The 12,657-nt window shown below is 75.6% G+C and carries 15 protein-coding genes; 6 read left to right on the top strand and 9 right to left on the bottom strand.

The annotated features are described in order from the left end of the window. Positions 1-104: 104 nt before the first annotated feature. On the bottom strand, positions 105-509 hold the full coding sequence (locus AB6N23_RS13930) for a YchJ family protein (protein WP_412866622.1): 405 nt from the start codon (positions 507-509) through the stop codon (positions 105-107). 241 nt (positions 510-750) lie between these two features. On the opposite strand from AB6N23_RS13930, the gene AB6N23_RS13925 reads away from it, so the two are divergent. Beyond that, entirely contained in the window at positions 751-1,557 is an 807-nt protein-coding gene (locus tag AB6N23_RS13925; protein ID WP_412866621.1) for an SCO4651 family lipoprotein, read from the top strand. 89 nt (positions 1,558-1,646) lie between these two features. Here the strand turns inward: AB6N23_RS13925 and AB6N23_RS13920 are convergent, their stop codons facing one another. The 4 genes from AB6N23_RS13920 to AB6N23_RS13905 form a co-directional block, all read right to left on the bottom strand. Continuing rightward, entirely contained in the window at positions 1,647-2,828 is a 1,182-nt protein-coding gene (locus AB6N23_RS13920; RefSeq protein WP_412866620.1) for an RtcB family protein, read from the bottom strand. A gap of 56 nt (positions 2,829-2,884) precedes the next feature. Continuing rightward, a complete protein-coding gene (locus AB6N23_RS13915; protein WP_412866619.1) occupies positions 2,885-3,505 on the bottom strand; it encodes a GyrI-like domain-containing protein in 621 nt (206 codons plus the stop codon). Further along, positions 3,502-3,825: a hypothetical protein gene (locus tag AB6N23_RS13910; RefSeq protein WP_412866618.1), complete on the bottom strand. Its 324-nt coding sequence runs from the start codon at positions 3,823-3,825 to the stop codon at positions 3,502-3,504. The genes AB6N23_RS13915 and AB6N23_RS13910 overlap by 4 nt, the downstream gene beginning before the upstream one ends. Before the next feature lie 146 nt (positions 3,826-3,971). Beyond that, on the bottom strand, positions 3,972-4,319 hold the full coding sequence (locus tag AB6N23_RS13905; protein WP_412866617.1) for a hypothetical protein: 348 nt from the start codon (positions 4,317-4,319) through the stop codon (positions 3,972-3,974). A gap of 260 nt (positions 4,320-4,579) precedes the next feature. On the opposite strand from AB6N23_RS13905, the gene AB6N23_RS13900 reads away from it, so the two are divergent. The 5 genes from AB6N23_RS13900 (at position 4,580) to AB6N23_RS13880 (ending at position 9,385) form a co-directional block, all read left to right on the top strand. Further along, complete coding sequence (locus tag AB6N23_RS13900) at positions 4,580-5,902, top strand: ricin-type beta-trefoil lectin domain protein (protein WP_412866616.1); 1,323 nt, start codon at positions 4,580-4,582, stop codon at positions 5,900-5,902. 272 nt (positions 5,903-6,174) lie between these two features. Further along, positions 6,175-6,852, top strand: a complete 678-nt coding sequence (locus AB6N23_RS13895; RefSeq protein WP_412866615.1) for a YceI family protein — start codon at positions 6,175-6,177, stop codon at positions 6,850-6,852. Between the two features lie 62 nt (positions 6,853-6,914). Then, on the top strand, positions 6,915-7,973 hold the full coding sequence (locus AB6N23_RS13890; RefSeq protein WP_412866614.1) for a 1-phosphofructokinase family hexose kinase: 1,059 nt from the start codon (positions 6,915-6,917) through the stop codon (positions 7,971-7,973). 172 nt (positions 7,974-8,145) lie between these two features. After that, positions 8,146-8,907, top strand: coding sequence for a 5'/3'-nucleotidase SurE (surE, locus tag AB6N23_RS13885; RefSeq protein WP_412866613.1), 762 nt, complete (start codon positions 8,146-8,148; stop codon positions 8,905-8,907). A 31-nt stretch (positions 8,908-8,938) separates the two neighbouring features. Then, positions 8,939-9,385, top strand: a complete 447-nt coding sequence (locus AB6N23_RS13880) for a hypothetical protein (RefSeq protein WP_412866612.1) — start codon at positions 8,939-8,941, stop codon at positions 9,383-9,385. Positions 9,386-9,454: 69 nt separating this feature from the next. Here AB6N23_RS13880 and AB6N23_RS13875 read toward each other — a convergent pair whose 3' ends face one another. Genes AB6N23_RS13875 through crtI form a run of 4 tightly spaced genes read right to left on the bottom strand, consistent with a single transcriptional unit; the run spans position 9,455 to position 12,651 of the window. Then, the gene (locus AB6N23_RS13875; RefSeq protein ID WP_412866611.1) at positions 9,455-10,324 is read right to left on the bottom strand and encodes a prenyltransferase; all 870 of its coding nucleotides are present in this window, start codon (positions 10,322-10,324) and stop codon (positions 9,455-9,457) included. Further along, positions 10,317-10,652, bottom strand: coding sequence for a lycopene cyclase domain-containing protein (locus tag AB6N23_RS13870; protein ID WP_412866610.1), 336 nt, complete (start codon positions 10,650-10,652; stop codon positions 10,317-10,319). The genes AB6N23_RS13875 and AB6N23_RS13870 overlap by 8 nt, the downstream gene beginning before the upstream one ends. Then, a complete protein-coding gene (locus AB6N23_RS13865) occupies positions 10,649-10,996 on the bottom strand; it encodes a lycopene cyclase domain-containing protein (RefSeq protein ID WP_412866609.1) in 348 nt (115 codons plus the stop codon). Before AB6N23_RS13865 ends, AB6N23_RS13870 begins: the two co-directional genes overlap by 4 nt. Continuing rightward, positions 10,993-12,651, bottom strand: coding sequence for a phytoene desaturase family protein (gene crtI, locus AB6N23_RS13860; protein ID WP_412866623.1), 1,659 nt, complete (start codon positions 12,649-12,651; stop codon positions 10,993-10,995). The genes AB6N23_RS13865 and crtI overlap by 4 nt, the downstream gene beginning before the upstream one ends. Positions 12,652-12,657: the final 6 nt, after the last annotated feature.

Raw genomic sequence — 12,657 nt, 5'->3', positions numbered from 1 at the left:
GCGGCGTACGCGCGCGCGGCGGAGCTGGCCGACGACGCGGACGTGCGCGCGTACCTGGGCGGACGCGCGCGCGACCTCGCCGCGCGCCCGTGAGGACGGCGCGCTCAGCGCACGTCGCCGTCGACGTACAGCCACCGGCCGCCCTCGCGGACGAACCGGCTGCGCTCGTGCAGCAGGCCCGGCCCGTCGGTGCCGCGGTACCGGGCGACGAACTCCACGACGCCGGTGTCGTCGAACGGCCCGCCGACCTGCGTGCGCAGCACGTCGAGCCGGCGCCAGGCGACGTCGTCGTCCAGGTCGAGACGCGCCGGGCGGGTCGAGCCGTGCCACGTGCTGCGCAGGTAGGCGGCGTCCCCGGTGGCGAACGCGGTGTAGCGCGAGCGCATGAGCGCCTCGGCCGTGGGGGCGGCCGCGCCGCCGTCGAGGAAGCGGCCGCAGCACGTGCCGTACGTGTCGCCGGACCCGCAGGGGCACCGGGCGTCGTCGGGCGGTCGCGTCGGGGTGGTCATGGTCCCGGCATACCACCCGGCGGCGCGTGCGTGCCGACGCGGGGTCCCTGCACGCCCGGTCCTCCACAGCCCGGTCCTGCGCCGCGTCGCCGCCGGGGCGCAGTCGTCCGGACGGGTGAACCCGCGGTCGGCTGTCACACGGAGGAGCGAGGGCACGGCACGATATGGGGGTCGTGCGTCGTGCCGCTCGCCGACCACGGGGGCGACCGCCCGACACGCGGCCGCCCCCGAGGTATCCCCCATGCGTACTTCCCGCCTGCTCGCGCTGCCCGTCGGCGTCGTCCTCGTCGCCGGCCTGGCCGCCTGCGGCGGCGGCTCGACCACCGCCGAGTCGACCCCCACCACCGAGACGTCCGCGTCGGCCACGCCGACGCCCACCCCGACGCCGACCGTCGAGGGCCTGACCGTCGAGAACGCGTTCGCCCGGCTCTCCGCCGCGGAGTCCGTCGCCACGAGCTACGACGTGACGCTCTCCATGACCGGCCCCGAGACGATGGAGATGACCGGCTCGGCCGACCTCGCGGACGGCAAGCAGAACGTCGCGATGGTCCTGCCCGACCCCGACCTCGGCTCCATCGAGGTGCGCTTCGTCGACGGCGTGCTCTACCTCGGCATGGGCGAGCTGACCGGCGGCAAGTTCCTCCAGCTCGACCCGAACGACGCGTCGAACCCGCTCGCGGCGGGCTTCGCCGGGTTCGCGGACAGCATCGGCGGCAGCGAGCTCGCCGGCATGGAGCAGGCGTTCACGAGCGTCACGCCCGTCGGCGAGCCGGAGCAGCTCGACGGCGTCGAGGTGCAGGCGTACGAGATCGTCGTCGACACGGCGAAGATCTCGCCCGAGGCCGGGCAGGAGCTCCTCGCCGAGGGCCTCGCCCAGCTGCCGCCGACCATCACGTACACGTACTGGGTCGACGCGCAGGACGTCCCGCGCAAGGTCGTCTACGAGCTCATGGGCACCACGACGACGATGCTCATGCGCAACGTCGGCGCCGGCGCGCCGGTCGTCGCACCGACGCCCGACCAGATCACCACGGAGATGCCCTTCTGACGCGTCCCCCGCAACGCCGACGCGGCCCGTCGCACCCCTCGGGTGCGGCGGGCCGCGTCGCGTCCGGGCGTCGATCCCGGCTGGGGCGGTCAGTCGCCCTTGACGTTGACGACCTGCCGCAGCACGTGCCGGACCTCCACCAGGTCGGCGGCGTCCGCCATGACCTGGTCGATGTCCTTGTACGCGGCCGGGATCTCGTCGAGGAACGCGTCGGTGTCGCGGTACTCGATGCCCTGCATCGCCTCCCGCAGCTGCGCCCGCGTGAACGTGCGCCGCGCCGCCGAGCGCGAGTACGCGCGCCCGGCGCCGTGCGGGCTCGAGCACAGCGACTCGGGCTCGCCCCTCCCGACGACCACGTACGACGCCGTGCCCATCGACCCGGGGATGAGGCCTGCGTCCCCGGTGCGCGCGCGGATCGCGCCCTTGCGGGACACCCACACGTCCTCGCCGTGGTGGTGCTCGAGCTCGGTGAAGTTGTGGTGGCAGTTGACGCGCTCGTGCTCGACGACGTCCGCGCCCATGTGCTGCGCGAGCGCCGCCACGACGCGGTCCATCATCTCCTCGCGGTTGGCGACCGCGTAGTCCTGGGCCCAGCGCAGCTCGCGCACGTAGTGGTCGAACTCGTCGGTGCCCTCCTCGACGTACGCGAGGTCGCGGTCCGGCAGCGTGATCCCGCGCCGGCGGCACACGTCGGCCGCGACCCGGATGTGGTGCTGCGCGAGGCGGTTGCCGACGCCGCGCGAGCCCGAGTGCAGGAACAGCCACACCCGGTCCGCCTCGTCGAGGGACACCTCGATGAAGTGGTTCCCCGAGCCGAGCGAGCCCATCTGCAGGCGCCACCCGGCGACGTACGCGTCGGGCGTCAGGCCGATCGCCGCGGCGGCCTCCTCCAGCACGCCGACGCGAGCCGCGGCGCTGTCGGTGAGGCGACGGTTCGCGGCCCCGGCGGACAGCGGCACGCGCCGCTCGACGTCCTCGCGCAGCGCCCGCAGGGGCCGGCGCGCGCCGCGCAGCTCGTCCTGCGTCCACTGCGTGCGCACCGCGATCATGCCGCAGCCGATGTCCACGCCGACGGCCGCGGGGATGAGCGCGCGCAGCGTCGGGATGACGCTGCCGACGGTCGCGCCCTTGCCCAGGTGGGCATCAGGCATGAGGGCGACGTGCGGGTGGACGAACGGCAGCTCGGCGGTGCGCTCGGCCTGCTCGCGCGTCACCGGGTCGAGGACCGAGGCCCAGCTGACGAGGCGGTCGGAGAGGCGGGTGAAGGGCATGCGGCGATGCTGGCAGCGGCGCGGCGGGCCGTCGCGCTGAATACGGGAGGGCCGGCTCAGCCCGCGACCCGCTCCACGGGCTGCCGCAGGATCGTGCGCAGGCGCTCGGGTGCGGTGCGGCGCGGGTCTCCGAGGTAGATCTCGTGGTGCCGGCCGGTCATCCGCAACCCCTCACCGGGGACGACGCGCTCGTGCAGCTCGGCGAGCACGGGCCCCTCCGCGTCGTAGGGGCCGACGTGCAGCGTCTGCACGCACAGCCCCTCGTGCAGGCGCTCGAGCCGGACGTCGCCGGTCCGCGGGCCGTGCGTGCCGCGCGCGGCGGCCGCCCGCGCGGCCTCGACGTGGTCGGGGGTCACCGCGTCGGGGACCGCGATCATCAGCGTCCAGTCCCAGCGGCTCTTGTCGCGCGCGGACGTGAACGCCGCCATGTCGTCGGCCCACCACAGCGCCTCGAGAGGCATCACGACGTGGTCGACCCCGAGCGCGTCCCGCAGCAGGGACTTGAGCCGGTACGCGAGCGGGTACAGCGACGCGACGGCGTCGACGTACGCCTGTGACATGTTCGGGTCCCCGTGCCCGTCGACCATGAGGTAGTCGAGCGGGGGGACGTCCACGACCTCGAACCGCCCGCGCCGTGCCGTGTACGTGGGGATCAGCTTCTTGAGGTCGACGGTCATCGGGCCGCCCGTCCGGCCGTGACGTCCGTCGCAGCCGGGCCGTCGGCCGGCGTGCCCCGCCGTCGCACCGCGAGCACCACGCCCCCTGCGGACACCGTCAGCGCGACGGCCGCCGTCCGGGCGCCGGCCGTGCGGTTGACGCCCAGGCACGAGGGGTCCGGGCCGTCCTGCGAGTCGACCGTGAGGCCCGTCAGCGGATCGGCCGCGCAGCTGTGCCCCTCGGGGGACTCGCGGGGCGCGCCGAGCGAGGCCCAGCACACCGCGACGGCTACCGATGCGAGCAGCGCGGGTACCCACGTCGCGGCCGGGCGCAACCGCATCTCGGCGCCCCGTCGCCGACGGGCCGCCACCACCAGCGGGGCAGCTGCCAGCGCGGTGTACCCGAAGTGGTGAGCCAGCCCACCGCCTGCCACGTCATCCCCGCGACCGGCCCGCCGGCACCGGCGCGTCCGCGTGGTCGGCGGTGTCAGGCACCGACGGCGTGCCGGGCGGTCCGCCCGGACGCGGCGACCTCGGGCGCGGCGACCTCGAGCGCGTCCTCGCGCGGCAGCACCCACGCCGCGCGCACGAGTGCCGCGTCGGCCGGGTCGAGGCCGGCGACGAGCGCCTCGAGCGTGACCTCGGCGACGAGCCACACGCACGCGACCTCGAGGCTCGCCCCGCCGGGGTGCCAGTCGGGGTCGACGTCGACGACGACGGTGGCCTGCTCGCCGGCGCTGCCGGCGAGCCGGACGCGCTGCGCCACGGGCAGCGCACGGACGGGGTTGTGGGAGGGGTAGGAGACCTCACCGCAGGAGCACGAGACGACGACCATGGGGACACCTTCTCCCCGACCACCGACATCGCCGGCGCTGCCACGCCGGGTGACCCGACCCGCGGGCCGGCGCGGGGGCCCCGGCGAGCCGCGCTCCCGCGACCTCCCGACCGGTTGTCACGTGTCACCTCGCGCCGTAGCCTCGCCACGCCGGGTCGATGGCGACCCGGACCCGCTCGCGTCGGGCCGCGACCCCAGGCGGCCGAGGCGGCACAGGGCGGATTCACCGACGGTCCCCCCGGACCGCTGAGGAGGATCCCGTGCGCCGTGCACACGTCCAGACCGCCCCGCCCCCCGGGGCACCTCACCACGCCCCCGGCCGGCGCCCCCGACCGGCCCGCCGGTTCGCGGCGGCCCTCACGGCCGCGCTCGTGGCGGGGACCGGCGCGGTCGCGGCCGTCGCCGCCGCGACGCCGGCCACCGCCGCACCCGGCGACATCGTCTGGCAGCAGGAGTTCGACGGACCCGCGGGCGCGGCGCCCGACGGCCGGGTCTGGAGCTACGACCTCGGCGCGGGCGGCTGGGGCAACGCCGAGCTCCAGCACTACACGTCGTCGCGCGCCAACTCGGCGCTCGACGGCGCCGGCAACCTCGTCATCACCGCCCGGCGCGAGGCCGACGGCCGCTACACGTCGGCCCGCCTGCAGACCAACGACAAGGCCGAGATCCGCTACGGCCGCGTCGAGGCGCGCATCCAGATCCCGCGCGGCCAGGGCATCTGGCCGGCGTTCTGGATGCTCGGCGCGGACTTCCCGCAGAACGCGTGGCCGAGCTCGGGCGAGATCGACATCATGGAGAACATCGGCAGGGAGCCGAACCTCGCGCACGGCACGATCCACGGCCCCGGTTACTCCGGCGGCGCGGGCCTGCTCGGCACGTGGGCGCACCCGCAGGGCTGGTCCATCGCCGACACGTACCACACGTTCGCGATCGACTGGCGGCCCGGCGAGATCGCCTGGTCCGTCGACGGGCAGGTGTACCACCGCGTGACGCCCGCGAGCCTGGGCGGACGCCAGTGGGTCTTCGACAAGCCGTTCTTCCTCATCCTCAACGTCGCGGTGGGTGGGCAGTGGCCCGGCTACCCGGACGGCTCGACCCAGCTCCCGCAGCAGATGAAGGTCGACTACGTCCGCGTCTACGACAACGGCGCGAACGGGGGCGGGGGCACGGGCGGCGGGACCGGCGGCGCCCTGCCCACCGGCACCGGCACGATCCGCGTCGACGACCGGCTGTGCCTCGACGTCCCGTGGGCCGACCCGCGCGACGGCAACCCGATCCAGGTGGTCGGCTGCAACGGCAACGCCGCGCAGTCGTGGACGCGCGGCTCCGACGGCACGATCCGCGCGCTGGGGAAGTGCCTCGACGTGAGCGGGGGCGGCACGGCGAACGGCACGGTCGTGCAGCTGTGGACGTGCAACGGCACGGCGGCTCAGCGGTGGACGTACGACGCCGGTGCCCGCACGCTGCGCAACCCGCAGGCGGGCCGCTGCCTCGACGCCGCGGGCGGCACGCCGGTGCACGACGGCCAGCGCGTGCACCTCTGGGACTGCTCCGGCGCCGCCAACCAGCGCTGGACGTTCTGACCGCAGCCCGTCGACGGCCCCGGACCGGACGGTCCGGGGCCGTCGCTGCGCCCGCCCGCCCACTGCACGCTTTGTCCGCCTTTCGGGCGATGTGGCGCGATCTGTTCGGGTGACGGACCATAGGCCCTCGACACGGACGTCCGGCACCCGCCGGACGCCCGTGGTTCGCACCGCCCCCGCACACCCGCACCGTCCGCCGCGGCGTGCCCGCAGGGGCGAGGGCCCGGGCCGCCGGCCGGCGGCCCGAGGCGACGAGAGCGGGGACGACACGCATGACGGACGGCACGCAGGAGACGACACGGCGGTGGAAGGGGATGACCATCCCCGCGGCGGGCACGTACGTGCTCGACGCCGCCCACAAGCGGGTCGGGTTCACGGCCCACCACATGATGGTGAGCCAGGTGCGCGGCGAGTTCTCGGCCGCGGCGGCGACGATCCGGGTGGGCGAGGACCCCCTGGACTCGCAGGTCACGGCGACGATCCGCACGGGCACGCTGACGACGCAGAACGAGGACCGCGACACGCACCTGCGCAGCTCGGACTTCCTCGACGTGGACCGGTGGCCGACCATCGAGTTCCGCAGCCGCCGCGTCGAGCGGCGCGTCGCCGACGACGCCATCGCGCAGTGGGCACGCCTGCGCAACCACCTGCCGGAGCGCTCGCGCGTCGCCACCGAGCTCGTCGAGCGGACCGTGGGCGTCGGCGGCCGGTTCACCGTGGTCGGCGACCTCACCATCTGCGGCGTCGCACGCGAGGTCACGCTCGACATGCACTTCGGCGGGGCCCGCACCGACCCGTACGGCCGCGACATCTTCGGGTTCTCCGCGACCACCGACTTCAACCGCGAGGACTTCGGCCTGTCGTGGAACGTCGCGCTCGAGGCCGGCGGCTGGCTCGTCGGCAAGCGCGTCAAGGTCGAGATCGCGGGCGAGGCGGTGCGCGAGGTCTGACCGCGTCGGGGACCGTGCGTGCTCGACGGGCGCAGGCGGCCCGGGACCAGCACACTCCTGCCATGCCGCAGCCGGACGCCACCCCCACGCACCCGACCGACGAGCACACGCCGGCACGCCGCGCGGACGCACCGCGCATCTGCGTCATGGCGACCACGCCGTGGCTGACGGTCACGGTCGAGGCGCCGACGACGCAACCGGTGCGCGACGACGGCTCGGTCGTCGAGCAGCACCCGGAGGTGCACGTGCACCCCGGCGGGCAGGGTCTCTGGGTGGCCCGCATGGCCGAGTCGCTGGGTGCCGACGCGGTCGTGTGCGGGCCGTTCGGCGGCGAGGCCGGCATCGCGCTGCGCGCGCTCGCCGAGGCGGAGGGCATGGAGCTGCGGGCCGTCGAGTACACGGGCGGCAACGGCGTCTACGTGCACGACCGCCGCGAGGGCGAGCGAGAGGCCGTGGCGGAGCGACCGGCCGCGCCGCTCGACCGGCACGAGCTCGACGACCTGTACGGCACGGTCCTCGTCGAGGCGCTGGAGGCCGAGGTCACGGTCCTGACCGGGGCGGACCCGGCGCACGTGCTGCCGCCGGAGGTCCTCACCCGGCTCGTCGGCGACCTGCGTGCTGCGGACCGGACGCTCGTCGCGGACCTGTCGGGCGACGCGGCGCGCGCGTACGTCGAGGCCGGCGGCGGGGTGCTGAAGATCAGCCACGAGGAGATGGCCGACGGCGGGTTCGCCGACGGCGACGACGTGCCGGCGCTGGTCACGGGCGCGCGGGCCCTGCTCGACGCCGGCGCGGAGGGCGGCACGCGCGCGGTCGTCGTCTCCCGCGCGGGCGACGGCGTGCTCGTCGTCACCCGCGACCGCGTGCACGACGTCCTCGCGCCCGAGACCACGGTCGCGGACCACCGCGGCGCGGGCGACTCGATGACGGCCGGCATCGCGGTGGGGCTCGCGCGCGGCCTGGACCTCGTCGAGGCCGTGCGCCTGGGCGCGGCGGCCGGCGCCCTGAACGTCACGCGGCACGGCCTGGGCACGGGCCACCGCGACCACATCGAGCGCTTCGTGGCCCGCGTCGAGGTCCGGGACCTGGGGCAGGACGGCCGGTCGTCGGACGACGCGTGAGCCCGGCACCCCGGGGACGTGAGCGCGCCGGGACGCCGGTCCCGCCGGACGGCCCCGCGCGCCGGTCCGCGCCTGGGGTCGCGGGATGGCGCGCGACCGTGTCGGATGGACGGGACGACGACTCCCCCGGCGCCCGGTCCCCGCGGGCCCGACGACTGCGAGGAGGCCGCCCGTGCGCGTGCTGGTGACGAACGACGACGGCATCGACTCCCCCGGCCTGGCCGCGCTGACGCGGGTGGCGCTCGAGGCGGGGCACGACGTGGTGGTGGCGGCGCCGTCGCGCGAGTTCTCGGGTGCGAGCGCGTCGCTGCTCGGCGCGCAGGAGGACGGCCGGCTCGTCGTCGAGGAGCGCACCCCGCCGGGGCTGGACGGCGAGGTGCGGTCGTACGCCGTGGGCGCGGCGCCTGGGCTCATCGCGTTCGTCGCGGCGTACGGCGGGTTCGGCCCGAAGCCGCACCTGGTGCTGTCCGGGATCAACCGCGGCCCCAACACCGGTCACGCCGTCCTGCACTCCGGCACCGTCGGCGCGTGCCTCACGGCGTCGACGCACGACATCCCCGGGCTCGCCGTGTCGCTGACGGGCCACGACCCGTCGCACTTCGCGTCCGCGGCCGCGTTCGCGGCGCCCGTGCTGGCGTGGCTGGTCGAGACGGGCGAGCACGACCGCGTCCTCAACCTCAACGTGCCCGACCTGCCGCTCGACCGGATCAAGGGCATGCGTCCCGCGCACCTCGCCCGCGTCGGCGCCGTCCAGGCGCAGGTGCACCACGAGGACGCGGGCTACCTCACGCTCACCTACGCCGACGTCGAGCTGGACGAGGACCCGGACAGCGACGCCGCGCTGGTGGCCCGCGGCTGGGCGACGATCTCCCAGCTGCGCGCGCCGGTCGCCGACGCCCACGTGACGCTCCCGGAGCTCGGCCCGCTCGGCTGAGGGGCGTCGCGCACTATCGTCCGCCGCAGCGATGACGACGACGGAGGCGCGCGTGGAGGAGCTGCAGGACCCGCGAGCGGTGCTCGACCGTCTGGCCACGGTCGTGCGGGAGCGGGCGGGCGACGCCGCCACCGTCGAGGTCTCCACGGTGTCGGCGGGCGTCGCCGTCCTCGAGGTGCGCCCGCACCGCGCCGACTCCTGCGCCGTCACCGTGGTCGCCGAGCAGTGGCTGGTCGTCTGCGTGGGTGCGGTCGGCGGGCGCTTCGAGCTCGACTGGGAGGCGGCCGACGTCACAGAGGCGGAAGAGATTCTCGACGCCGCGATCGCCGGTCGGGTCGTCGAACGCCACGGCCTCGTCTGGTCGCGCGTCACGGTGACGACGCGGGACGGCACCGAGCGAGCCTCCGAGACCATCAGGTTCCGCGGGCTGCTGCCGACCCTCGGCCGGCGGCGGCGGTACGCGCCGTACCGCGCCTGAGCGGTCCCTCTCGTGCGCGCGTGGGCGTCGACGCGCGTCGCGGTGGTTCCGTCGCCGCCCGCGACCGGTTCAGCCCAGCGCCACCGCGATCAGCAGCATCGTCACCAGGAACCCGGTGACGAGGTTGAGCCACAGGAACGTGCGCCAGCCGGCGTTGGCGCGCTCGCAGTCGGCGTCGGTGACGCCGCGGAACCGCCACGTGCTCACGGCGTACGGCAGGGGCAGCAGGGCGGCGAGGACGCCGGGCCACGGCAGCGCGAGCAGCACGAGCGCGGCCACGACGTAGCCGGCGGTCGCGGCCCGGACCGTCGGGCGCGCGCCGAGCACCGTCGCGACGGACGCGATGCCGCCCTCGCGGTCGGCCCGCACGTCCTGCACGGCCCCGAACGCGTGCGACGCCATGCCCCACAGCACGAACGCGACCAGCACGGGCCACGTCGTGCGGGCCCCGAGGTCGGCGTCCGCGAGGACGAGCGCGTACAGCAGCGGCCCGACGAAGTGCGTGGCGGACGTGAGCGAGTCGAGGACCGGCCGCTCCTTGAACCGCAGCACGGGCGCCGAGTAGGCGACGACGGCGAACAGCACCACCGCGAGCACCAGCCCGGCCGCGACCGAGCCGAGCGCCAGCAGCCACACGACGAAGGGCACGGTCGTGACGACGCACGCGACGAGGATCCGCCGGTGCACGGACCGGGCCCGCGCCGGGTCGACGAGCCCGCCCTCGATGCCGCCCTTGCGCGGGTTGCGCAGGTCGGACGCGTAGTCGAAGACGTCGTTGATCCCGTACATCAGCAGGTTGTAGGGGACGAGGAAGAACAGGGTCCCGACGACGAACGCGACGTCGACGCGCCCGTCCGTCGCCAGCAGCCAGCCGGCCGCGAACGGGTAGGCGGTGTTCACCCACGAGAACGGCCGCGACGCCGCGAGCACCTCACGCACGGGTCGGGCCCTCCTCCTCGGCGGTGCGGCGGGACCGGCCCCACCGCGTGCGGCCCAGCACGGTCCACAGCACCGGCATGCCGACCGCGGCGGCGACCGCGTACGCGAAGTCCTCGAGCGGCGCGCCCCAGACGTGGACGCCCAGGATCTTGTCGGGGTCGAAGACGTACAGGCCGACGTCGATCATCAGCGTGTCGAACACGGCGGTGAGGACGCAGACGAACAGCACCGCGCCGAGCACGGGCCCGCCGCGCAGGCGCCGCAGCACGGGCCACGAGACGGCGAGCAGCGCGGCCAGGACGATGAGGTTGAGCACGATGTTCGTCACCGGGCCGCCCCCTCGGCCCGCCGTGCGTCCCGGCCCGCGAGCACGCGCTCGAGCCCGCGCCACGCCAGCAGCGACACGTAGCAGAGCAGCGCGAGGAAGAAGGCCTCCTCGACGGGCAGCTCCGGCGCCAGCAGCAGCCCCGTCATGTGCGGGGAGTCGCCGCGCGCGAAGATGCCGAGCAGCAGCCCGGCGACGTCCCACAGCAGGAACGCGACGACGCCGATGCCGACGGTCCACGCCGCGCGCCGCGCGTCGTCGAAGAACGCGAGCCGCCACCGGTGGTCGCACAGCGCGAGGCAGCCGAGCGAGACGAGCAGCGCCGCCAGGTACGCGAACGCGATCACGCGCGGCCCCGCACGACGTCGCTCCAGAGCCCGCGCGGCAGCGCCGAGCCGAGGAAGCCCGGCCGCAGCGGCGCCGGCAGCGGGCGCGCCGACGTCTCCCCCAGCAGCCGCTTGGCCACGAGCTCCGCGCCGATCAGCACCATCGGCAGCCCGACGCCCGGCATGGTGCCGCCGCCGACGTGCACGAGGTTCGGCACGTGCCGCGAGGTGACGCCGGGCCGGAACATCGCCGACTGGCGCAGCGTGTGCTCCATGCCGAGCGCCGTGCCCCGCCAGGCGTGCAGGTCGCGCGCGAAGTCCGCGGGGCCGACGACGCGCCGCACGACGACGCGCGAGCGCAGGTCGGGCACGCCCGCCCACGTGCCCACCTGGTCGAGGAACCGGTCGGCGTGCGCGTCGAGCTCGCCCGGGCGCGCGCCGATCGCCGGGTCGGCCGGGAAGGGGACGAGCACGAACAGGTTCTCGTGCCCGGGCGGTGCCGCGGTCGGGTCGGTCGCGCTCGTGCGCGAGACGTAGACGGACGCGATGTCGGGCACGCGCAGCGCGTCGGCGCGCGACCCGCGGTCGGTCCCGAGGATCGCGTCGAAGTTGGCGGGCCAGTCGCGCGTGAAGAACAGCGAGTGGTGCCGCAGCTCCGGGAGCTCGCCCCGCACGCCCGCCATGACGAGCAGCGCGGAGATGCCCGGTCCGCGGTCGTCCCAGACCCGCGCGGGCAGGTCGGCGTGCCGCTCGTCGAGCAGGGCCGTCTCCGTGTGGTGCCGGTCGGCGCCCGAGACCACGACGTCGGCGGGCAGGAAGGTCCCGTCGGCGAGGTGCACGCCCCGTGCGCGGCCGGTGCGGCGCGGGTGGCGCAGCGTGCGCGGCGCGTCCTCGACGTCGATCCCGACGACGTCCGCGCCGGTCCGGACGTCGACGCCCTCCTCCACGGCCGCCTTCTCGAGCGCCTCCACCAGCCGGTAGACCCCGCCGCGCGGGTAGGAGACGCCCGCCGACAGGTCGAGGTGCGTCATGAGGCTGTACAGCGCGGGCACGCGGTACGGCGACGAGCCGAGGAACACGGCGTGGTAGCTGAGCACCTGGCGCAGCACGGGGTGCTCGACGGTCGCCGCGACCTTGTCGGCCAGCGACCGCGTGAGCAGCGTCGCGAGCGTGCGGCCCCGGCGCACGACGTCCGCCGACAGCGCCCGGTCGGGCCGCTCGAACGTCGTGTACAGGAAGTGGTCGAGCGCGACGCGGTACGCGTCGGACGCCTCGTCGACGAACCGGCGCATGCGCGCGGCGGCGCCCGGCTCGAGCGCCTCGAAGTGGGCGGCGTTGGTGTCCCAGTCGGCCGTGACGTCGAACGGCGCGACCGCAGGCTGCGTGCCCGGCTCGGGGAACAGCCGGTACGCCGGGTCGAGGGGCACCAGGTCGATCTCGTCCGAGAGCCGGCGCCCCAGCAGGGCGAACGTGTGCTCCATGACCTCGGGCATGAACCACCAGGACGGCCCGGTGTCGAAGCGGAAGCCGTCGACCTCCCAGGTCCCCGCGCGCCCGCCGACCCGGTCGTGCCGCTCCAGCAGCGTGACCTGCGCACCGCCGCGCGCCAGGAGCGCCGCCGTGGCCAGCCCGCCCACGCCGCCGCCGACGACGACGACGCGCACCGGCCCGGTCACGGCCGC

The sequence above is a fragment of the Cellulomonas pasadenensis genome, from assembly GCF_047229365.1.
Classification (GTDB): Bacteria; Actinomycetota; Actinomycetes; order Actinomycetales; family Cellulomonadaceae; genus Cellulomonas.
This window is presented reverse-complemented; position numbering and strand designations above follow the sequence as displayed.